22 protein-coding genes and 2 pseudogenes are annotated in these 21,758 nt (G+C 54.0%); 12 read left to right on the top strand and 12 right to left on the bottom strand.

Annotated elements, in window-relative coordinates; translation table 11 throughout:
* Positions 1 to 112: 112 nt before the first annotated feature.
* The 9 genes from ACTIKR_RS14325 (at position 113) to ACTIKR_RS14285 (ending at position 9,012) form a co-directional block, all read left to right on the top strand.
* A complete protein-coding gene (locus ACTIKR_RS14325; protein ID WP_442328175.1) occupies positions 113 to 2,215 on the top strand; it encodes a TonB-dependent receptor in 2,103 nt (700 codons plus the stop codon).
* A 113-nt stretch (positions 2,216 to 2,328) separates the two neighbouring features.
* On the top strand, positions 2,329 to 3,249 hold the full coding sequence (locus tag ACTIKR_RS14320; RefSeq protein ID WP_442328174.1) for an ABC transporter substrate-binding protein: 921 nt from the start codon (positions 2,329 to 2,331) through the stop codon (positions 3,247 to 3,249).
* Positions 3,246 to 4,250, top strand: coding sequence for a FecCD family ABC transporter permease (locus ACTIKR_RS14315; protein ID WP_193089768.1), 1,005 nt, complete (start codon positions 3,246 to 3,248; stop codon positions 4,248 to 4,250). The genes ACTIKR_RS14320 and ACTIKR_RS14315 overlap by 4 nt, the downstream gene beginning before the upstream one ends.
* Entirely contained in the window at positions 4,243 to 5,274 is a 1,032-nt protein-coding gene (locus ACTIKR_RS14310) for a FecCD family ABC transporter permease (protein ID WP_442328173.1), read from the top strand. Before ACTIKR_RS14315 ends, ACTIKR_RS14310 begins: the two co-directional genes overlap by 8 nt.
* A 36-nt stretch (positions 5,275 to 5,310) precedes the next feature.
* Positions 5,311 to 6,120 (top strand): ABC transporter ATP-binding protein, encoded by an 810-nt coding sequence (locus ACTIKR_RS14305; RefSeq protein ID WP_442328172.1) that lies wholly within the window; start codon positions 5,311 to 5,313, stop codon positions 6,118 to 6,120.
* Positions 6,107 to 6,886 carry an IucA/IucC family C-terminal-domain containing protein gene (locus ACTIKR_RS14300; protein ID WP_193089771.1) on the top strand — a complete coding sequence of 260 codons (780 nt, stop codon included), beginning with the start codon at positions 6,107 to 6,109 and terminating at the stop codon, positions 6,884 to 6,886. Before ACTIKR_RS14305 ends, ACTIKR_RS14300 begins: the two co-directional genes overlap by 14 nt.
* Before the next feature lie 283 nt (positions 6,887 to 7,169).
* On the top strand, positions 7,170 to 7,952 hold the full coding sequence (locus ACTIKR_RS14295) for a 2OG-Fe(II) oxygenase (RefSeq protein WP_442328171.1): 783 nt from the start codon (positions 7,170 to 7,172) through the stop codon (positions 7,950 to 7,952).
* A gap of 21 nt (positions 7,953 to 7,973) precedes the next feature.
* Complete coding sequence (locus ACTIKR_RS14290) at positions 7,974 to 8,771, top strand: 2OG-Fe(II) oxygenase (protein ID WP_442328170.1); 798 nt, start codon at positions 7,974 to 7,976, stop codon at positions 8,769 to 8,771.
* Complete coding sequence (locus ACTIKR_RS14285; protein ID WP_193090753.1) at positions 8,734 to 9,012, top strand: Ada metal-binding domain-containing protein; 279 nt, start codon at positions 8,734 to 8,736, stop codon at positions 9,010 to 9,012. The genes ACTIKR_RS14290 and ACTIKR_RS14285 overlap by 38 nt, the downstream gene beginning before the upstream one ends.
* 14 nt (positions 9,013 to 9,026) lie before the next feature.
* On the opposite strand, the gene ACTIKR_RS14280 is transcribed toward ACTIKR_RS14285, so the two are convergent.
* The 8 genes from ACTIKR_RS14280 to ACTIKR_RS14245 form a co-directional block, all read right to left on the bottom strand.
* Positions 9,027 to 9,992 (bottom strand): Bug family tripartite tricarboxylate transporter substrate binding protein, encoded by a 966-nt coding sequence (locus ACTIKR_RS14280; RefSeq protein ID WP_193090752.1) that lies wholly within the window; start codon positions 9,990 to 9,992, stop codon positions 9,027 to 9,029.
* 190 nt (positions 9,993 to 10,182) lie between these two features.
* Positions 10,183 to 10,653: a MaoC/PaaZ C-terminal domain-containing protein gene (locus tag ACTIKR_RS14275; protein WP_193090751.1), complete on the bottom strand. Its 471-nt coding sequence runs from the start codon at positions 10,651 to 10,653 to the stop codon at positions 10,183 to 10,185.
* A 4-nt stretch (positions 10,654 to 10,657) separates the two neighbouring features.
* Positions 10,658 to 12,244, bottom strand: a complete 1,587-nt coding sequence (locus ACTIKR_RS14270) for an AMP-binding protein (RefSeq protein ID WP_442328169.1) — start codon at positions 12,242 to 12,244, stop codon at positions 10,658 to 10,660.
* A gap of 1 nt (position 12,245) precedes the next feature.
* Positions 12,246 to 12,947: an ABC transporter ATP-binding protein gene (locus ACTIKR_RS14265; protein WP_193090749.1), complete on the bottom strand. Its 702-nt coding sequence runs from the start codon at positions 12,945 to 12,947 to the stop codon at positions 12,246 to 12,248.
* 8 nt (positions 12,948 to 12,955) lie between these two features.
* Complete coding sequence (locus tag ACTIKR_RS14260; protein WP_193090748.1) at positions 12,956 to 13,711, bottom strand: ABC transporter ATP-binding protein; 756 nt, start codon at positions 13,709 to 13,711, stop codon at positions 12,956 to 12,958.
* On the bottom strand, positions 13,708 to 14,592 hold the full coding sequence (locus ACTIKR_RS14255; protein ID WP_193090747.1) for a branched-chain amino acid ABC transporter permease: 885 nt from the start codon (positions 14,590 to 14,592) through the stop codon (positions 13,708 to 13,710). The genes ACTIKR_RS14260 and ACTIKR_RS14255 overlap by 4 nt, the downstream gene beginning before the upstream one ends.
* A gap of 13 nt (positions 14,593 to 14,605) precedes the next feature.
* Positions 14,606 to 15,484 carry a branched-chain amino acid ABC transporter permease gene (locus ACTIKR_RS14250; RefSeq protein ID WP_226817344.1) on the bottom strand — a complete coding sequence of 293 codons (879 nt, stop codon included), beginning with the start codon at positions 15,482 to 15,484 and terminating at the stop codon, positions 14,606 to 14,608.
* Positions 15,485 to 15,493: 9 nt separating this feature from the next.
* A complete protein-coding gene (locus ACTIKR_RS14245) occupies positions 15,494 to 16,627 on the bottom strand; it encodes an ABC transporter substrate-binding protein (RefSeq protein ID WP_193090746.1) in 1,134 nt (377 codons plus the stop codon).
* A gap of 375 nt (positions 16,628 to 17,002) precedes the next feature.
* Between ACTIKR_RS14245 and ACTIKR_RS14240 the strand changes: the two genes are divergently transcribed.
* Positions 17,003 to 18,121 carry a muconate/chloromuconate family cycloisomerase gene (locus tag ACTIKR_RS14240; protein WP_442328168.1) on the top strand — a complete coding sequence of 373 codons (1,119 nt, stop codon included), beginning with the start codon at positions 17,003 to 17,005 and terminating at the stop codon, positions 18,119 to 18,121.
* A gap of 95 nt (positions 18,122 to 18,216) precedes the next feature.
* Here the strand turns inward: ACTIKR_RS14240 and catC are convergent, their stop codons facing one another.
* Together catC and ACTIKR_RS14230 are read right to left on the bottom strand one after the other, a co-directional pair.
* The gene (gene catC, locus ACTIKR_RS14235; RefSeq protein ID WP_193090744.1) at positions 18,217 to 18,492 is read right to left on the bottom strand and encodes a muconolactone Delta-isomerase; all 276 of its coding nucleotides are present in this window, start codon (positions 18,490 to 18,492) and stop codon (positions 18,217 to 18,219) included.
* An 82-nt stretch (positions 18,493 to 18,574) separates the two neighbouring features.
* Entirely contained in the window at positions 18,575 to 19,573 is a 999-nt protein-coding gene (locus ACTIKR_RS14230; RefSeq protein WP_193090743.1) for a Bug family tripartite tricarboxylate transporter substrate binding protein, read from the bottom strand.
* A 153-nt stretch (positions 19,574 to 19,726) separates the two neighbouring features.
* On the opposite strand from ACTIKR_RS14230, the gene ACTIKR_RS14225 reads away from it, so the two are divergent.
* A complete protein-coding gene (locus tag ACTIKR_RS14225) occupies positions 19,727 to 20,608 on the top strand; it encodes a LysR family transcriptional regulator (protein ID WP_442328167.1) in 882 nt (293 codons plus the stop codon).
* A 129-nt stretch (positions 20,609 to 20,737) separates the two neighbouring features.
* Here ACTIKR_RS14225 and ACTIKR_RS14220 read toward each other — a convergent pair.
* Together ACTIKR_RS14220 and ACTIKR_RS14215 are read right to left on the bottom strand one after the other, a co-directional pair.
* Positions 20,738 to 20,872 (bottom strand): annotated as a pseudogene (locus tag ACTIKR_RS14220) (winged helix-turn-helix domain-containing protein); the annotation flags it as partial.
* Positions 20,873 to 20,876: 4 nt separating this feature from the next.
* Positions 20,877 to 20,990, bottom strand: a pseudogene (locus ACTIKR_RS14215) (potassium-transporting ATPase subunit KdpA); the annotation flags it as partial.
* A 266-nt stretch (positions 20,991 to 21,256) separates the two neighbouring features.
* Between ACTIKR_RS14215 and ACTIKR_RS14210 the strand changes: the two are divergent.
* Positions 21,257 to 21,758: transporter substrate-binding domain-containing protein (locus ACTIKR_RS14210; RefSeq protein WP_442328166.1), on the top strand; the 502-nt coding region annotated here is incomplete at its 3' end.

Here is a 21,758-nt window from a genome sequence, read left to right as displayed (position 1 = left end):
GCCTGCAAGTCCTTGTATTTCAATTGTCTTGGCACGAGTTGGCAGGGGAATTTCAAAAAATATGTAATAATTCTCATTTCAATTTTTCGCCCCTTTTGATCGGATCCTCCTGATGCATAAAAATATTCTATTAGCTTTTACAGCAGTTTGTACGGCGACATCAGTCAAGGCTCAGGAAGCGCCCCAGGTTCTGGCTCCCATTGTTGCCACCGCCTCCCGTTCTGATATTGACCCCGACAATGCGCCGCAAAAGATCGTCATTATTGATTCAGAGCAAATCCAGCAGCAACTGGCCATTTCAACCAATTCATCGAGCGTCCTGAGCAATTTGCTGCCGGCCTACACGCCGAGCCGCGACAAAATGAACGGCAGTGGCGAAACCCTGCGTGGCAGGACACCGCTGATCATGATTGATGGCGTGCCGCAATCGAACCCCTTGCGCCCTACTGGGCGTGAAGTGCATACGATTGATTACTCCATGGTCGATCACATTGAAGTCATCAACGGCGCGACAGCATCCAACGGCATTGGCGGCACCGGCGGGGTGATCAATATCGTGACCAAGAGCCCGGAGCCGGGTACGGTCAACCAGCATTTTGGTATTCAGGCCACCACCCCCACATCACAATTGAAATCTGAGACCATGGGATACAAGACCACGTATGGCATCAATGGCCGTAGTGGGAACTTTGAGTATCTGCTCTCCGGCAGCTATGAAAGCCAGGGACTGGCGCTGGACGGCTGGAACAACATGATTGCCGCCGACAATACCCAGGGCGATCTGATGAGCTCGCGCTCCTATAACATTCTGGCCAAGCTCGGCTATTGGATCGACGATGACCAGAAGCTGCAACTGAGCATGAACCATTATCGGATCAAGGGGCGCATGGACTATATTGGCATCAAGGGCGACCGCCAGGCCGGCATCCCGTCCACCTCGCAGCGTGGGACGCCAGAGGGGGTGGCGCCCAGCAATACGGTGTGGACCACAGCCCTGAGCTACGAAAACCTTAATCTGGGCAATGCCGGGATCAAATTGAATGCCATGGTGTTCAACCAGCGCTTCGAGGGGCTTTTTGGCGCCGCCAATTCTGGCACATTCCAGGACGCGCGCATTGCGCCCGTGGGCACGCTGTATGATCAGTCCCGTTCCAAGGCCAATAAATGGGGAACCAAACTGTCTTTGACCAAAGACGATCTGCTGGATGGAAAACTGAAATTGACCGGCGGTTTTGACACGTTGATCGACAAAGGCGAGCAGGGCCTGTATCTGAGCGGCCGCACGTATGTGCCAGAGTCCAAATACACCAGCTACGCACCGTTTGTACTGGCCGAGTACAAATTGCTGGACAATCTGACCGTTTCTGCCGGCTATCGCTATGAAATGGGTCAGCTCGATGTGCAATCGTATCGCACCCTGGCTGCCTATAACAACGTATCCGTGCAAGGTGGAAAGCTCAAATTCAATGAAGGTCTCTTCAGCACGGGTATTGTCTACAAACCGACGGATAATCTGACCTTGTTTGGCAGTTTCTCACAAGGGTTCGACATGCCCGATGTAGGTCGTGCATTGCGCTCGATCAACACGCCCGGACAGTCTATTGATAACTTCCAGGCGCTCAAGCCCATACTGACAGATAACTACGAAGTGGGTCTGCGCTACAAAAACGACCGTTTCGATTTTGACCTGAGCTATTACCAATCGAATTCAAAATACGGCGCACGGGTCGTACCGGTCGATGGTCAGTTCCAGCTGGCACGGGAAAAAACCCGCATCCAGGGCATCGAGACAGGCCTGGGTGTTCACCTGAATGACCGACATTACGCAAAAATCGGCTATTCCTATATGCACGGCAAGTATGACAGCGATGATAACGGCAGCCTGGATGCCAAACTGGGGGCATTGAATGTGGCGCCCAACCGCATCGTGGCAAGCTGGTCTGCCAAATGGACCGACAAGCTGAGTTCCTTCCTGCAAGTCAATTATGCTTTCAGCCAGAAATTCGACGAAAAAGACTCGGACTTCGCCGGGTATGCCCTGGTTGATTTGTCTTTGGACTACAAACTGCCAAAAGGCACGGTCAGCGTATCGGCGGCCAACCTGTTGAACAAAAAATACCTGACCTATTATTCGCAAAGTGCCGTGGTTGATCCGCTGCGATATTTTGCGGGTCGTGGTCGCACCATCACTGTAGGATATTCGGTCAACTTCTGATGAAGACGATATCACAACTGTGGACAAGGCCAACGGAATCGTATCCGGGCCGCGCACACACACTGGTGCTTGCGGCTGCGCACGTCGGTTCAGCCGGCTGGCGGTCGCACCACATGCGTGTATTGTTCCTGTTGCTTGTCGTGGCCTGTACAAATGCCATTGCCGCGCCATTGACTGTGCAGCATGCGCTGGGTGCAACCACGATTGCTGATACCCCGCAGCGGGTAATCACGCTGTTTCAAGGGGCCACGGATATCACGGTTGCACTTGGCGTAAAACCGCTGGCGACTGTGGAGTCGTGGACCGAGAAACCGGTTTATCGCTATCTGCGTAAAGACCTGGAAGGTGTACAAATGGTGGGTCTGGAGACCCAGCCCAGCCTGGAAGATATTGCCAGGCTCAAACCTGATTTGATCATCGCTTCCAAATTCAGAAATGAAAAAATCTACGATCTGCTTTCCTATATCGCCCCGACCGTGGCAGTGGACGAAGTATATGAATTCAGGAAAAACACCCGGCTGATCGGACAGGCATTGAATCGACAAGCCCAGGCTCAGGTATTGCTGGATAAATGGGATACGCGTCTGGCGCAGACCAAAAAGCGTCTTCAGGAAAAATTCGACACGGCCTGGCCATTGTCCGTGTCGATTCTGGATTTTCGCAGCGACCATGTCAGGATCTATCTGGCAAACAGCTTTGCCGGCTCGGTTCTGGCCGATCTGGGCTTCGTCTGGAGCGAGCCGTTCAGAAAATCCGGTTGGCCACTGATGAAATTGACGAGCAAAGAAAGCATCCCGGTCATGGATGCCGACGTGTTCTTCGTGCAGATGCGCTCAGACAGCCGGGTCGTGCAAAACCGCTATAAGGACTGGTCCCGGCATTTGCTGTGGCAACAACTGACGGCGGTAAAGAACAAGCAGGTTTATCTGGTAGACAACGTCTACTGGAGCCTGGCTGGCGGCATTCTGAGTGCCAATTTGATGCTCGATGAACTGGAGCAACTGCTTGACTCTCCCGCAGGTGTGCAAAAATGACGACGCTGCATACACGCTCGGGCGCTTTTGTCACGCTGGCAATGGGCTTTGGTTTATTGGTTCTGCTGGCGGTCCTTAGCCTGTCTATAGGCAAAACCTATATTGCACCGGGCGATGTACTGGGAGCGCTGTTTAAACCCGATCCGATTGCTATCGACCATATTCTGGTGAACACCACCAGGCTTTCCCGTATGACCGTTGCCATTGCCGTGGGCGCCTGCCTTGCGGTGGCCGGCGGCCTGATGCAGGCAGTGACCCGCAACCCGCTGGCCTCTCCCGGCCTGTTTGGCATCAATGCCGGCGCAGTTTTTTCCATTGTCCTGTTGGCGCCTTTATTCGGGTCAGCCTCGCTGACCCAGTTCATGGTGCTAGCCTTTGCCGGCGCAGCGGTTGCCGGCACGCTGGTCTACTGCATTGGCATGCTCGGCAGCCGCAGCCCCTTTCGCATTGTGCTGGCGGGGGCCGCCGTTACCGCACTGTTCGCATCGTTCACCCAGGCGCTGCTGGTGATCAGCCAGGAAGGCCTGGACAGCATTCTGTTCTGGATGGCCGGCTCGGTTGCCGGGCGTCAAATGGATGCCGTGCTCACTATTTATCCGTATCTGCTGATCGGCTTTGCCGCCAGTTTCGTGCTGGCCAGACATATCAATATTCTGGTTACCGGCGACGATATCGCGCGGGGCCTTGGGCAAAACACATTTGTTATTCGCTCGCTATTGAGCATCATTGTTATTGTGCTGGCTGGCGGCGCGGTGTCGCTGGCCGGCAATATCGGCTTTATCGGACTGATCGTGCCGCACATCGTGCGCCGCATACTACCGGGGGATTTTCGCTGGTTGCTGCCCGGCTATGCCGTTTTCGGTGCGTTGCTGCTGTTGCTTGCAGATATGCTGGCCCGTGTGGTGCTGATTCCCCAGGAAGTGCCGATCGGCGTGGTCACTGCATTGCTGGGTGCGCCCTTTTTTATCCATATGGCCAGAAAGGGGATGCGCAATGGATAAATGGCTGACCGTGCGCAACCACTGGTATTCACGCCAAATCAATACCAGCACGTGCACAGTGATTGTCCTGTTGCTGCTGATCACGCTGGCGGTTGCCCTGCTGTCGCTCGCTTCAGGCAAGTACATGCTATCGTTGCCGGAAGTCATTGACGCTTTGCGCAGCCGGACAATCGCCGACAATGCCTTTATCGTCTCCATCTTGCGCACTCCCAGGATGCTGATGGCGCTGCTGGCAGGTGGCGCACTGGCTGTATCCGGCCTGTTGCTGCAAACCATTATCCGCAATCCCCTGGCCTCGCCCGATATTATCGGCGTGACCAGCGGCGCATCGGCGACAGCGGTATTTTTCCTGTCTTTCATGACGTCCTGGCTCAGCGTGCAATGGCTGCCCTTGGCGGCAATGGCTGGCGGTTTTGCCGGCGCCACGCTGGTCTATCTGCTGGCCTGGAAAAGCGGCATCTCGCCCACCCGGCTGATCCTGGTGGGCGTGGGGATCTCTGCGGTGATGGTCGCCTGCACCACCATGCTGCTGGTCTTCAGTCCGCTCTCCTCTACCCTGAGCGCCTATGTCTGGCTGACGGGCAGTGTCTATGGCGCGCGCTGGCATGAGGTCACGACCCTGTGTCTGTGGCTGCTGCCGGCCGCAATACTGCTGGTCGCGCTGGCCAGGACGCTGGCGGTCAATGAACTGGACGATGCGCTCATTATCGGCCTTGGCGTTTCCATGGAACGGGCACGGCTGGTCCTGCTGGCATTAAGTGTCTATCTGGCGGGTGCGGCCATTGCCTATACCGGCGCCCTGGGATTTGTCGGCCTGGTTGCGCCGCATATTGCCCGGCGGATCGGCGGCAAATCAGGCACCAGTCTGATTGTCGTGACCATGCTGGTCGGCGCCAATATGGTGATGATCGCCGACCTGATTGGTCGTACGCAGTTTTTGCCGCTGGATCTGCCAGCCGGTATTTTCGTGTCGGCCATTGGGGCGCCATTCTTTATCTATTTGCTGTTGCGTTCTCGTTCATAGCACGAATGTCATTATTTTTATGAAAGATCAATCCGAATGGATCCTATAGAAAGCCAAGACCTTACGCTGAAGTACGATACCCGGATCGTCATTGACGGGTTGAATCTGACCATTCCCAATGCAAAAATTACGGTGTTGGTGGGCAGCAATGGCTGCGGCAAAAGCACCCTGCTCAAATCCTTTGCCAGGCTGATCCGACCGTCACAGGGCACGGTCCTGCTCAACGGCAAGGATATCCATCGCCGGTCCACGGCAGCGGTGGCACGCGAACTGGCCATTTTGCCGCAAAGCCCTACTGCGCCGGAGGGCCTGTCCGTTTATCAATTGGTGCGCCTGGGAAGGTACCCTCACCAGACCTGGCTGCAGCAGTGGTCAAAGCAAGACGAGGTGATCGTGACGCAGGCGCTGGCGCAAACTGAAATGACCGAATTTCAGGACAGGCCGGTCGATGCGCTGTCCGGCGGACAGCGCCAGCGTGCCTGGATTGCAATGACGCTGGCCCAAAATACCGACACGTTGCTGCTGGACGAACCCACCACTTATCTGGATCTGGCGCACCAGATCGAAGTGCTGGACCTGTTGTACGAGCTGAATGCGACCAGAAAGAAAACCATTGTCATGGTCCTGCATGATCTGAATCTGGCCTGCCGTTATGCACACAACATGATTGCCATTGCCAACAGACAGGTCTACGCACAAGGCGCCCCGGCACAAGTGCTCAATGCAACCATGGTCCAGGATGTATTTCATCTGCAAAGCAAAATTGTAAAAGATCCGCTTTACGGCACCCCCATGTGCATCCCCATTGGCAAAGGAATCCAGAGTGCAGGCATTGACGCTTCCTAGGGCCGCCGGCTTTGACGCGAACCAGTGGCAGGTATTGACCACCAGGTTCATGTTGATTGATGCCAGCGAACGCCACCCCGACTATTGCGTGCCAACGGCGGATCTGCTGGACCCGGTGCGCTGCACCATGCTGCTGCGTGAAATCGGCCCGATCATCGGGTCACCCACACTCAAGGTGACCGCGTCTTTGCTTGGCAAAAGAATCGCATTCCTGAGCACTGCCGCAGCCCTGTATGCAATGACCATCTTCGACAAGGGCCTTAATCTGTCCCTGGACAACACGGTTCTTGAATACCAGCACGACGGCAAGTGGCAATCGCGCATGCCATTGATCGATCTGGCCGTCACTTGCCCGCAAGCCGGAGAACGCCCGCAATGGCGCGAACGCGTTGTGCGACAGCTGTTTGCTGAAAACCTGGCCCCGGTGTGGGCAGCACTGAGCGCGGCCTCTGGTGTATCACCCAAAATTCTGTGGGAGAACATGGCCGTGCGCATTTATTCGCAATACGAACGCCATATGATCGCCAGCGCCGGGCAAGACAAACAGGCCCGTATCCAGGAAGATTTTGACTATTTGCTGAATGCACCCGCCTCTGTTTTCGGCGTAAAGGAAAACCCGCTTGCCCAATATCATTTTGCGCACACGCGGTGTGACGACAAGCTGATCAGGATCCGCAAGACCTGCTGCTTTTACCTTCGGGCAACCACGCCGCCAGAGTACTGCTCGGTATGCCCGTTGACGTACAACAGAAAAGCGAAAAGCTGAATCCTGACGCCAGGCTCGTCACAACAGATTATCACCTTATCCCTATTTCAATCGCAAGTAGCGGATTGTCAGATCGCAAAGCGCTATCTACACTTTGTTTATTGTCATCACTGCCAATAAAATATCTCATATGTCATTGAACTGCCTGGCTTTGTTCTGCCCTCATACAAACGGTATACTCGCGCGGGCGTCAGCACTCCTATCGGAGGCCCGACTTCAAGTGGCAGCATCCTGGTTTACGCGCAGAGGGCGAGCCCGCTGCGTCCACGCATTGGAGCAACAAATGGATAAGGGCGAACTGGATCAATACAAAAGGGGTAATTACAAAATGGACAAAGGTGAATCGGCTAAACCTGACGCCGCCTATGCCGCCACAATCAATAACGCAGACTGGCGCGCACTCGAGTGCGCGCTCAATGATTACGGCAATGCAATCGTGCCAGGCCTGTTGACCGCAGCGCAATGTGAAGCATTGGCTGCCGGCTATGACCGGGAGCAAGACTATCGCAGCCGCATCTTCATGGCCCGTCATGGATTTGGCCGCGGACAATATAAGTACTTCGCCTATCCGCTACCGGCGTTGCTTGATCGGCTGCGTCATCTGCTTTATCCGCATCTGGCGCCAATCGCCAATTGCTGGAGTCGCAAACTGAATATGAATGTACATTACCCACCGGCGCTGGATACGTTCCTGGCGCAATGCCATGCTGCCGGCCAGATCCGCCCCACCCCACTGATACTGCAGTATGGCCCGGGCGACTATAACTGCCTGCACCAGGACCTGTATGGCGACCATGTTTTCCCTTTGCAGGTAGCCATTCTGCTGTCTGCACCGGATCGCGATTTTACGGGCGGCCAGTTCATCATGACGGAAACCGCCGCAGCCGGCCAGCGTGCCGAGGTAATTCCGCTGCAGCAAGGCGATGCGCTTATCTTCACCGTCAACCACCGACCCGCACCTGGCAAACGCGGCGGCACACGCAAAGTCGCGATGCGCCACGGCGTGAGCGTCGTGCATAGCGGCAGGCGTCACACACTGGGGGTCATTTTTCATGATGCCCGTTAAGCAAGTTTCCAGGGCGTACCCATGACCACCCTCACAAACCACATAGATCGCCTGAATTGGGCAGCCATCTGCACTGACCTGGACAGCGAAGGCTACACCCTGCTCCCCGGCTTGTTGTCTGCTGCTCAGGTTCAGGCACTGGCCAGCCAGTTAAGCGAGCAGTTGAGCGACAAGATAAGCGGCCAGATAAATGACCTGACCCTGCGCAGTATGTCGTCGGCCCAGTGTGAACTGGGCCGCGGCCAATTGTTCTTTTTTGAAGATAAACTGCCCGAAGTGCTTGCCGTTTTGCGTAAGCAGCTCTACCGCCATCTGGCGCCCATCGCCAATCGCTGGAACGAAGTATTGGAAATCGGATACCGCTATCCCGACACCTTGGACAGTTTTCTACAGGCTAATCACGATGCCGATCAGAACCGACAACTGTCGCATCTGCATCGATTGCAGGAATCAGACTATATTGCCCTGCACCAACACAACGACGGCAAACGGGTGTTTCCGTTACAAGCGGCGCTGCTGCTCAGCGAACCGCAGCGGGATTTTCGCGGCGGCGAGCTGGTCATGACAGAACAGCGCCCGCGCATGCAGTCGCGACCCCTTGTCCTGTCGCTGCAGCAGGGCGATATCGCCATCATGAGCACAGGCCAGCGTCCCTTCAAGGGAAGCCACGGCTTTTACCGGGTCAATATGAAACATGCCATCAGCCGCGTACGCAGCGGCCAGCGCATCGGGCTGGAACTGTTTTTTCACCACGCGCCCGGAGACAATCAGAGAGATACACATGAACAGCGCTCGCTACTGGACACTGACCGGAACTGACGGTAAACCCTGGCACAGCACGCGTCCTGGTAAGCTGGGCGGGCACAGACGCAGCAAAATCTATGGTTGCCTGGATTGCCGCACCGCCCTGCAGGCCATCGCCCGTGGGGGCTATGTGAAGCATCGCGTGTTTTTTGCCGATGAAGCAACGGCCATCGCTGCCGGGTACCGGCCCTGCGCGGTATGCCTTCCGATACAGTACGCGAGGTGGAAGGCTGCGCAGGAGCAATATGCCAACTGAAATAGTCGCGTATCCTATTGCATTTGCAGATTCGCAGCACGAACCGTATCGGCCCACAAATGCTGCTGATCATTAATAAAAGTTGCAAACTCCTCTGGCGTGTTCCCGCCAGGGGTACCACCGAGCGATTTGAATCGTGAAACGATATCGTCGCTGTGCAGCGCATCTTTGGCGGCCTGTTGAATTTTACTGACGATCTCATCCGGCGTGCCGGCTGGCGCGATCAATCCAAACCATGCATTGACGACCATATTATCAATACCCGCTTCTTTCATGGTGGGTACATCCGGCAACTGTGCCGAACGCTTATCGCCCGTGACCGCAAGGGCCCTGAATTTACCTGATTTTATAGACGGCATGGAACTGGGCAGGTTATCGATCATGAACGTATATTGACCGCCCAGAAGGCCTGATACGGCCGGTCCTGCACCTTTATAGGGAATATGCTGAGCCGTCTGTTTGATCCGTTGCAGGAACATCTCTGCAGAAAGATGCGGCGACTGCCCCTTGCCCGAGGAGCCGAACGTTCTTCGCTCTTCATTGGCAGCAAGATAAGCGACCAGTTCAGAGACCGATTTGACCGGCGTCTCGCTGTTGACAACCAGCACGTTCGGCACCGAGATGACAAGCGTAATGGGCTTGAAATCGTCCTTTTTATAGGGCAGCGTTTTGTACAAGCTATAGTTGATTGCATTGGGCCCCACATTGCCCATGCCCAGCGTGTAGCCATCAGGCTTGCTGCGGGCCAGGGCCTGCGAACCGATAATGCCCGCCGCACCGGCCTTATTCTCCACCACCACTGTCTGACCCAGGGTTTTGCTCATTTTGTCGCCCACCAGCCTGGCAGACATGTCTGTCGTGCCGCCGGGCGCAGCGGGCACAATAATCGTGATGGATTTTTCCGGCCAGGCCGCGTTGGCGGTACCTGCCAATAGCAAAGTAGCCAGCACCCCACCTGGAATGGATTGCAAAAGTTTCATTCGTGTCTCCCGCTAGTCGGTTCGATTTATGCGATCAGAGTAGCGGCTAAAGGGGAGAGTCGCCATCTGTAATTCATGAAGGCATGCTTCACCACTGTTTAATACCGATTTACCCGTAGATGCCGAAAGTTGGATCTGTATCGGCAGTCCGCGAACATCATGCGTGCCACCCGAGTGCAGGCGCTGCTTACTATTTTTGCTGCGCGCTTTGGCCGCCCTGTCGAGTCAAGACCAGAACATCGCTTTGGCCGTCCTGTACGACTTCGTCACGTTGATTGATCAATTGAAAACGACGGGCGATTTTCCCGCTATTGCCGCTTTTACCCAGTTCTGTAGACAGAATGGTCAGTTTCAAATGAATGGTGTCATTGACCAGCAACGGCCCCAGAAAATCCCAATTGCGATAGCCAAGCATGGCAATCACCGAATCATGAAATATACCCATTTCATGCATCATGCCCGTGCTGACCGCCATCCCCAATACGCCATGCACAACACGCTGGCCGAATCGGGTGGATTTTGCAAACTCCATGTCAGCATGGATCGGATTCCAGTCGCCGGAGATCATGGCGAACATGGTTAGATCCGTCTCGGTAATCGTTCTGCCACCGCTCACAAAAGTCTGGCCTTCGTTGAAATCTTCAAAATAATATCCGCTCATCGACTTATCCTAATGTTTCCTGTGCCATTTCTCTTAATTTGCGGCGCTGAATCTTGACGCCGTTTGAACTCATGGTTGTAGGAAAAGCGTCTATTTCCCAAATGCGAACCGGTAACTTGAAGGCGGCGATCGACTGCCCCAGACGGGTGCGTAACGCATTCTCGTCGAATGCGCACCCTTTGCTGGCAATGACAAAGGCAACACATCGATTCTGGCCGTCCACTTCTACGCCCACGACCTGGGCGTCATCCACGCCAGGCTGCACCTTGAGCACATCTTCAATTTCGGCCGGATTGACCAGAAAACCGGCCAGACGAATCGCATCTCCCTGACGGGTTTGATAGACAAGACTTCCATCTTCCCGTAAGTAGCCCAGATCCCCGGTGCAGAAATACCCTTCAGCATCGACTGCCTGATCAGTTGCGGCTTGATTGTCCAGGTAACCGATGAAATTGGTATCGGCATAAATCTCGATTACCCCACTTTTGCCTGTACCCAGCAATTGACGGGTCTGTGGATCACGAATCCGCAGTCGCGCCTGCGGATTGGCCGGAACGCCTCCCGGCAGAAGTCTTTCATTCAATGGCATGTCGGGCGGCTGCAGTGAAAACAACGCCTGAACCTCGCTGGATCCATACAGGCCATACATCGGCATTTTTCTATCCCACGCCTTTTTACCGAAGCTATCGAACCCTGCATGAAACGCAGCAAAGCCGAACACACGCGCCGACGGAAACGGTATCGGGCTATGGGTGTGATCCAGCATTCGGCTGAACATTTCATCACTGCCAAATAAATGAGTAACCCGATGCTCATTTATCAATATGTTCGCCTGTGCTGCATCAAACGTGTCCATCAGCACAACTGGCTTTCCTGCTGCGAAGCAGCCGAACACGGCATTAAAACCGAATACACCACAAAACGGCAGCGCAGCGAGTAATCTCACGCCCGCTTGCTCGAACCGGTAGGCCCGTGCAACATGTTGGCTATGCGCCGATATGGTGCGTTGTGTATGCATGACAAGCTTGGGTGCACTGGTGGTCCCCGATGTGGTAAACAGAATACACAGCGCATGCGCCGCATCATTTCGCGGGACTGAAAAATCATCCGGTAACGCCTCTAGCGCCAAGGCCGACACCGGTTTGCTCAACAAACAATCGGGCATCTCGCCTGAGGGATTGACAAATACGATCGACTTCAAGTGTTTCAGGCTCTGTTCATTCACTTGCCTGAGGATGGACATAAAGTCGATTTTTCTGAAGTCCGGCTCCAGAATCAACATGCTGGCTTCGGATTTTTCCAGGATGTGAGAGACCTCATGCGAGCGGTACCGTGTATTGACCGTTACCAGCGTCGCACCCAGCGCGCTCAGTCCGAACAGCAGAGCCAGCCATTCCATGCGGTTTACCAGCCATACAGCGACCCGGTCACCCTGTCCGATGCCCTGCTTTTGCAGCCAGTAGGCGGCGCGGTCGCACAGATCAGCGAATTGAGCATAGGTAAATCTTTGATCACCGTCGATAAAGGCGATCCGGTCCGGGCACTCGCGCCGGTGATGCTCCAGCAAATCAACAATTGTGCAGGCCTGCATCTCAATAGAGCTCCATCAGTTTTGCATTATCCGATAGATCTTGCGGCAAGGACTCCTGGATGATGGCCCCTGCCTTCATTACCAGTACCCGATCGGATATTTTCAGGGCTTCTCTGACATTTTGCTCAACGAGCAAAATGGACATGCCGGTTGAAAGTTGCAGTTCGCGGATCGGTTGCAACAAATCCTGAAACAGCTTGGGGGCAAGCCCGATTGACGGCTCATCCATCAGCAGGCAATGGGGTCGGGAAAGCATCGCCCTGCCAATGGATACAATCTGCTGTTGGCCTCCAGACAAGGTGCCCGCTCTTTGATGATAAAAATCTTTTAGCGCTGGCAAAATCGACATGACCCATTCAAGACGATCGGCCCGTTGATCCTTGGCGATACCGGCAGCCCACATGCCCATTTTCATGATCTCCTGAACCGTGAGGCCTGGGAAAATCCCTCGACCTTCAGGCACCAGGGAAATACCTTTGTCCGTCAACAGCCTGGGTTCGATACGATCCGCTTTTTCTTCACCAATGAAAATCTCTCCATGTTGTCGCGGAATCAGTCCGTAAAGCGATTTGATCAACGTGGATTTTCCGGCACCATTATGCCCAATCAGGCAAAGCACCTCGCTCTTGCGCAGTTCAAAGTTAAAATGCTCAAGAACCGGTCGACCGCCGTAGCCTACGGTCAAATCGATGGTCTTTATCATCGTCCCTGTCACTGTGCTCTCTCCCCGAAGTAAATCGCCGTCAAGTGGGGATCTTTCAGAACGACATCGGGATCTCCGTCTGCCATCAATTTGCCCTGATCCAGGAAGGCGACACGATCGGAAATACTATAAACAATATCCAGGTTGTGCTCAATAATGCAAACGGTGACGCCTTCTTTGACTTCACTGCGCAACAAATCAAGGAAATGAGAGTATGAGCCCCGGTCCAGGCCTGAAGCGGGTTCATCGAGCAACCATATTTTTGCATCTGCGGCCATAATCCTGGCCATACTCAAAAACTTTCTTTCGGCGTAGGACAGATCCAGCGCCCGAACGCCAGATTTGTGGGAAAGACGTGTTTTTTCCAGAATATCCTTTACCTTCTGTCTTCGTTGCAAAAGTCCTGAGCGCCCTCCGGGCTGCCATAACCAGGCGATGGGCTCCATCACCGACAACACGTTTTGCTCAACCGTCATTCGGTCAAACAAACGCAAGTCCTGAAACGTTCTTGCAATACCTTTGCGGGCTATTTTCCAGTGCGGGAGCCCCACAAGAGACTCTCCCCGCCACAGAATATCGCCACCGGTCGGGGCAAGATGCCCCGTAATCAGATTGAATAACGTCGTTTTGCCAGCACCGTTGGGGCCCACCAGGGTCGTCACAATACCGGCCCGCATATCAAGCGATACATTCTGCGTCACCTTCAATCCACCGAAATTTTTTTGAAGATTTGATATACGCAAGAGCACTTGATTTTCAGTCATGATTTAGCCTGTTTGCCGGACGATCCAATAAGCCCGCCTGGGCGAAAAATCATCAGCAGCACCATGGCGATGCCATATGCAATTTGTTGAATTGCACCGATTTCTGTCTGCGGCAGGAACCACATATAGCTGAACAGGCTGGGAAGCACCATCAGGATAACGGCGCCCGCCAATGGTCCCAACAGGGTTCCGGTACCGCCAATAATCACCATTGCCATCAGCAGCACCGACGTATCAAGCGTGAAACTCTCTACATTGATAAAACCGTTGTAGAACGCGTAAAGCGCACCGGCAATGGCTGATAACGCAGAAGAAATCACCACTGCCAGTGTTTTTATGACGGCAACATTCTTACCCATGGCATAGGCAGCCGACTCGCTGTCGCGAATTGCCTGAAGATTGCGGCCAAAACTGGAACGCGACAAAATCGTGATAATTGTGGCAACAACAATAAGTGAAACGAATGCCAGTAACAGAAATTGCGCCGGGTCGATCACATCAAAACCGAAAACATTGGCGGCCGGAATGCCAATCACGCCGCCAATGCCGCCTGTAAAGGACTTCCATTCCGAAAAAACGGTCACGCCGATGACCTGCAGGCCTAGCGAGGCCGCTACAAAATACTCACCACGTACGCGCAATGCAGGCAGGGCCAGAACGAGCGACACCAGCGCGCATACGCACATTGCGATTGGAATCGTCAGAAAAATGGAAACGCTCAAGTGCATGGCAACGTATGCCGCTGTATAGGCGCCCAATCCGAAGAAAATCGCATGTGCCATGGAGAAAATTCCCGCATAGCCCATGATGAAGTTCAGGGTCAGCGCGAGAACGGCATTAATGCAAATGAGTGTGGCAAGGTTCAGAATATAGGCAAGCATGATTGAATCGCAGCTAGGTGGCTATCGCACGGCCGAAAAAGCCCGATGGCCGCAACAGAATGAACAGGAACAACACCACAAACGTAACTGCTTCACTCCACTGGGGGCCAAGATAGATCAGGGCAACATTTTCTGTGATGCCCAGCAGCATTCCGGCAAGCGCAGCGCCCTTCATACTCCCTACGCCACCCACAATGGTTGCCGCCAGACTGATTAGCATGACATGATGCGCGATGGCGGGGTTCAGGCCCGAGCTGGCTCCAGTCAGGATGGCCGCTGGTACAACCAGCACAGAACCAATAGCGAAAACCAGGGTAGAAAGATGCCGGGGGTTTAGTCCGTAAATGCGAACCAGAGCCGGATTTTCGGACAGTGCCCGCATGGCAATACCAATATGCGTTCTGTTAAGAAATACCTGCAGTGCAAAGAAAAATGCCAGCATACAAATGATGGCAAGGCCTGAAAGCGGCGAAACGAACAATCCCGGCATGAGCTGCACACTTTCGGAAAGCGGAGTTGTAACAGACACAAATCCCCTTCCAAAGATCATCCCAATCAGATTCTGAACGATAATGCCAACGCCAAGCGAAGCCACAAACACAGTAAAAAATGACCCTTCGTGCCTCTGTATGGGCGCGTAGATCCACTTATCGAGCACAATACCAAAGATGATCGCCCCGATTGTTGATGCCAGCACAGCCAATACCCAATGCAATTGGGCCATCGAATAAAGATAATAGAAAATGTAGGCAGCAATGGTAAAGGTTGCACCATGGGCAAAATGGAAGATCCTGGTGCATCCGAAAATCAGAGAAAATCCTACTGCGATCAGGGCGTATAGCGCACCGCTTTGTATTCCATTGATCAATAGCTGAACGGCCAACATAGACATACTTCCCGTCTACTTTTCGGTTACCGATACAACTTTTCCGCCAGCCCCGTCTATTTCATTTACCTGCATTGGACTGATCACTGTTCCGTTCTCGGCGAAGGTAACCTTGCCGCCAACAAGGTCGAAGGACTTGGTTTCGTTACGCTGGCGCAAAAGATTTTCACCGGTAATGGGTTCGCCTTTTTTCTTCAGTTCACTGGCCAGCAGACCAAACAGACGAACTGCGTTGTAATAGTTGGCTATATACGCTGACGGCAATTTGTTGTACTTGGACTGATAATCCTCAACAAAGCGTTTCGTTACCGGATCTTCGGACTTCCAGTCGATATTCTGCGTGGTATATACCGCCCCCTTGGCTTGCGGCAGGGCATTGGTCTCGGGAATGGAAAAGGCGCTGTAGCTGGCAATCTGCTGCTTGACGCCATTGTCTCTGAATTGCTTGATCATCTGAGACTGCTGGGATCCGTAAGAAGCTATATAGATAACATCAGGATTGGCGGCGCGTACCCGAGCGGCAATGCCGGCAAACTGTTGCATTGTTGCCGGCACGGACAGCGACTCCGCCAGTTCGCCACCCGCCTGTGGAAGGCTTGTTTCCAGTTCCTTTCTGATGCCTTCTCCCAGTGGATCATCGACATAGACCAGGACAAATTTTTTCAGATTTTTCTCTTTGATCAGATAAGGCAAAATGGCCTTGACTTCGTCTGTGGCCAACGGAATCACATTCCAAAAATAGTCACCAAGACTGGCCAGATCCGGCCCGACACCCCCACCATTGACGGCGACCGTTTTGGTTCGTGCCGCTGTTGTAGAAATCGCTTTAGAAACACCGGTAAACGCCGAGAGCACATAGGGCACCCGTGCCACGTTGACCAGCTTGTTCATACTGATCACGCCCTGCTGGGGCAATGCCTGAGTGTCTTCATACTGAATCTGCAGCTTGTCTCCAAGCAAATTGTCCTCGTTGATATGATCCCGAGCCAGATTGGCACCGGACCCGAAGATATCGCCATAGCTGGCGTTAGGGCCGCTTAGGGGAAACGCAGCGCCTATTGTGATATCTGCCGCCAGAACCGCTGTTGCAAACGAAATACTGGTCGCGCCGAACATCAGCCGCGGAACCCATTTTAAGATCCATGCCATTGTTGTCTCCTGATCGTTTTTATACTCTTCTCAGTTGCTTCCTGACGGTTGCTCCGGGAGTCTATTATTGATATTCGCACGGTATAGATTCACGGGACAATTAATTTTTTTGGAAGATACCCTTTGATCTCGATTAATGGGCGTTTACCCTAGCGACCATTTTCTGGTGTCAATCTTGAAGGGCATCCCACGTCCAGTCGCGTGTCCTTTTGCGTGCCGCAACGCAGCGAATGTGTCATTTTCGAGCGTAGCGCGCACCTTCATGGTTTCGATACCTTTAAGGTATACCTATGAACAAATTACATATTAGACCGGGCGCCGCCTGACTTATATACTCGGAACAGGAATATAAATCCGCTATCAGAGGAAATGGATATGGATGCAACCATAGTAGAAGTAAGTACGCAAATTCTTGATATCCCTACCATTCGCCCGCACAAAATGTCCGTGGCTACCATGCATAACCAATGCCTGGTCCTGGTCCGTGTCAAAACCTCCGATGGGATTGAAGGCATCGGCGAGGCGACCACCATTGGCGGACTCAATTACGGTGGCGAAAGCCCCGAAAGCATGAAGACCAACATCGATCGCTATTTTGCGCCGTTGCTTATCGGCCAGCCTGCATCAGGGCTGGCAGCCCTGCGCCAACGCATCGACAAGGCCATCAAGGACAATCGCTTTGCCAAATGCGCAATCGAGACTGCGCTCTACGATGCCTATGCAAAACGCCTGGGCGTGTCACTGAATGCGCTGTTCGGCGGCGCCGTTCATGACCGGATCAGTGTCGCTTGGACCCTGGCCAGTGGCGATACCCAGAAAGATATCGACGAAGCACAGCAGATGCTCGATACACGCCGCCACCGACTTTTCAAGCTCAAGGTCGGCATGCGAGCGCCCAAAGATGATCTGAAACACATTCGCGCCATCCGACAGGCGCTAAGCGATGAGGCCAGCATTCGCATCGATGTGAACCAGGGATGGTCGGAAACCGAGGCAACACAGCACCTGCGTGCGCTGGCCGATGTTGGAGTCGAACTGGTGGAGCAACCCATCCATGAAAAAAACCTGGCCGGTATGCAACGCCTGACGGCGCTGGGCATTGTGCCGATCATGGCAGATGAGTCTCTCAAAGGCCCGCAGGACGGATTTGCACTGGCAAGTGCGCATTGCGCCAATGTATTTGCCATCAAGATAGAACAGGCCGGCGGCCTGCAAAACGCGCGTGACCTGATCGGCATTGCACAGGCAGCCGATATCGCCTTGTATGGCGGCACCATGCTGGAAGGCTCCATTGCCACCATTGCTGCCGCCCATCTGTTCTCTACGTTGACCCGGCTTGAGTGGGGAACGGAAATGTTCGGCCCGCTGTTACTCAAGGATGAGATTCTGGCCACACCGCTGGACTACAGCGACTACACCCTGAAGATCCCTCAGGGACCTGGCCTGGGCATCGCGCTGGATGAAGACAAGATTTCGTTCTATACACGCAAATAGAATACGGCCGGTTCAAATAGAACGAACACGGCCGGCTCAAGTAGAAAAAATACAGCCGGCACGATGCGAGATCGTTGTACCGGGTTACGACAGCGTCAGATTGCCGACGGGTGCCGGCACAATGCCGTTACCTGAATATCCATATAAGGAAACAACGGCAATCCCGACAGCAGATTGTGCAACTCTTCATTATCCTGCACATCGAAAATACTGACATTGCGATACTCGCCTACAACGCGCCAGATATGCGGCCATTTACCGGCACGCTGCAAGTCCTGCGAGTATTGCTTTTCCCTGGCCTTGATGTCGGCAGCCACTTCTGCAGGCATGTCATGAGGGATGTTTACAGCCATTTCTACCATGAATAACATATTTGATCCTTGATATTATTGGGACAAATGCAACAGTTAAACGCTACGGCTCGTGCCGTCGCGCTCACCTGGACCGTCACACTCATTGTGCCGAAATACCCGTTTCGGACAGAATTTTCTTCCATTTGCCGGTTTCGGACTGCAGATAAGCCTTGAGCTCTTCTGACGTGCTGCCGATTTTTTCGGCGCCGATGGTCTTGAACGTGGTTTTCACCTTATCGGTTTCCATCGCCTGGATCATGGCTTTTTGCAGCGTCTGAATAACGTCGGCAGGCGTGCCGGCCGGTGCAAAAGTCGCAAACCAGGGTCGCAATTCATACCCGGGCAGCCCGCTTTCGGCAATGGTCGGGACATCGGGCAATGAGGCAGAGCGCCTGGTCGTGGTAATCGCCAGCGCCTTGAGCTTGCCTGCATCAATATGTGGTTTGGAGGACGTGATGCTGTCGAACATATAGTCCACCTGACCACCCAGCAGATCCGAGACTGCCGGGCCACTGCCTTTATAGGGCACATGCAGCATATCCAAATTTCCCAGATAGGTAAACAGCGCCCCAGCCAGGTGAATAGAGGTGCCCACCCCGGCAGACGCATACGTGTATTTGCCCGGATTGGCTTTGGTCTGCTCGATAACGTCTTTAACTGAATTGACATCCTTGCGACTGGATTGCGTCACCAGAATATTGGGCACATCCGCCAGCAGCGAAATCGGTTCGAAGTCTGCGATCGGATCGTAGCTCAGTTTCTTGTATAGCGATGGATTGACGGCCATACCATTGGCCACGATCATGATCGTGTAACCGTCCGGCTTGGCATTGGCCACCTGGGCCGCGCCAATATTGCCGCCGGCGCCCGGCTTGTTTTCCACGACAATCGGCTGACCCAGGTCTTTGGCAAGCGACTCGCCCAGCGTGCGCGCAATGACATCCATGGCACCCCCCGGCGGAAAAGGCACGATCCAGGTAATGGGACGTTCCGGATAGGCGGCAGCTGCGGCTCCGGCGGCAAACAGACCGGCAATGGCGGTCGCTGCGCAAACCGCTTTGATGCCGGGTCGTCGACGAGTATTGTGTTTCAATTGCATCTCCTTACGCTATGAGTGGCGGTGCTACTGCAGCAAGGCCGCATTCAGGCGCCCGGCGCAGTTGGCCGTTATATTGTTTTCTTTATTATCCGTATTGTTTTTGTCCGTGTCTAAGACTATATTTGGCGTAATCGATACTTTTAAGGTATGAATATGGAGTTAAGACAGATTCGCTACTTCCAGTGCGTCGCCCGGGAACTGAGTTTTACAAAGGCAGCGCGGATTCTGCATATTGCCCAGCCGCCCCTGAGCCGGCAAATAAAAATGCTGGAAGAAGAACTGGGAGTGGCGGTATTCGAGCGCCTGGGTCGCGGTATCGCGCTGACCGATGCAGGTCGCTACTTCCTGGACCAAACTGAAAAAATGACGCAGCGGCTGCAGGAAACGGTTAACGCCACGCGCCGGATCGGCAAAAACGACCGCATCTGGTTCGGTGTCGGCTTTGTACCGTCCACGCTGTATGGACACATGCCGGCCCTGATTCGCCAATTGCGCCAACTGAACACCCTGGTGGAAATCGGGCTGGTGGAAATGACCACCCTGCAACAATTTGAAGCGCTCAAATCGGGCCGAATCGATATCGGGGTCGGACGAATCCTGCTCAAAGACGACGAGATCGAGCGACTGGTCTTGACCGATGAACCGCTGGTTGTGGCGCTGCCCATCACGCACCGACTGGCCGATAACGCATCGGTCCGGCTTGCAGACATCGTGGATGAACCGCTCATTCTGTACCCGGCCAAACCGCGACCAAGCTATGCGGACCACGTGCTCAATCTGTTCAGGCAGAAAGGATATTCACCGCAGGTCATTCAGGAAGTCAATGAATTGCAGACGGCCATTGGCCTGGTGACTGCGACGATCGGCATTGCGATTGTGCCCGAATCGGTGCGTCGCCTGCATCGTGATGATGTCGTGTATGTGAACCTGGACGAACCTGGGTTCACTTCGCCCATCATGCTTAGTTGGCGCAAAAACGATCACTCGGCGTTCCTTAAGCAAACCATAGGCCTGTTCAAGCGTACCGCCATATGAACATAACTCATGCGGTTCACCTGCAAGCAACCACGATTGGTATCCCGGTTGTTTCCGTTATCTCCGTTACGCCAGCAAGTGCGGGCACCGCCGCCCTGAAACCGCCTGGCGGCAAACTGCAGTATCCGTTCAAAGTTCAAGCCGGTATCCGACGCCGGTTTCAGTCAGAATAAACCGGGACCGGGCCGGATCCTGTTCCAGCTTGTGCCGCAGATGACCCATGTATATGCGCAGATAGTGTGCTTGATCCAGAAAAGCCGGCCCCCGTATAGCGGTTGTTGGCAGATAGGCCGGCGAACGCACTGCCATTGTTATTGGCCGCAGAGGTAAACGCGTACAGCACTTCTGACAGGCCATGCGCGCCCGGGCCAAGGCAACCCGCAGCTGGCATCGGGTTTATTCGGCGTGTACCAACTTTGCAGGCATCAACATGCTGGTGCGCCGCCAGATTGGCCATTCCCAAGGGTCAGTCACCGCTGTGGGCTGCCGACAGCCGGTTTGGCAATCGAATATGGTTTATAAAGGAGCATGTGAGCGTTGCGGGTGCAGTATCTTGTTATGAGCGTTGCAAAGCAAGGGCTACTATGCCCTGGGCACGATCCCTGTTCAGCCGACGCTCATATTGTTATGAACGAATATTGATGAGACATGAAAAAACACGGTGCATTTGAATCTGGCTGCCTGGGATGGGTAACGCGAACGCTGGGGATTGCCGCCCTGGCACTGGTGATCGGCCTGTTTCCCGGCCTAGCCCGGGCGCAAGATCAAGGCGCCGCATCCAAGCCGGTGACGGTCGGTGTTTATGAAAGCCCGCCTTTTGTCCTGCGGGAAAATGGGCAATATGCCGGCATGGCAATCGAGCTTTGGCAATCTCTTGAAGACAAGCTGCAGCTGTCGTCAACCTATCGAAGTTATCCCTCTTACCGCAAACTGATAGAAGCGGTTGGCAAGGGAGAGATAGATGCTGCAGTAACGAACCTCACCATTACCAGGCAGCGGGCGCAATCGATCGCATTTACACAACCGTGGTATGACTCTGGCCTGAGAATCATGACGCCGAGCACGGGCGCGGGCTCGTTTCAGGATATTATCGATGGGCTGTCTGACAGTGGGCATTTGACCACCTTTGCCTGGCTGCTGATTATCACCC

Origin of the sequence: Advenella sp., assembly GCF_052108595.1 — a bacterium.
Taxonomy (GTDB): Bacteria; Pseudomonadota; Gammaproteobacteria; order Burkholderiales; family Burkholderiaceae_B; genus Advenella.
Note: the sequence above shows the minus strand (reverse complement) of the source record. Positions and strands in the feature narration are given on the sequence as shown.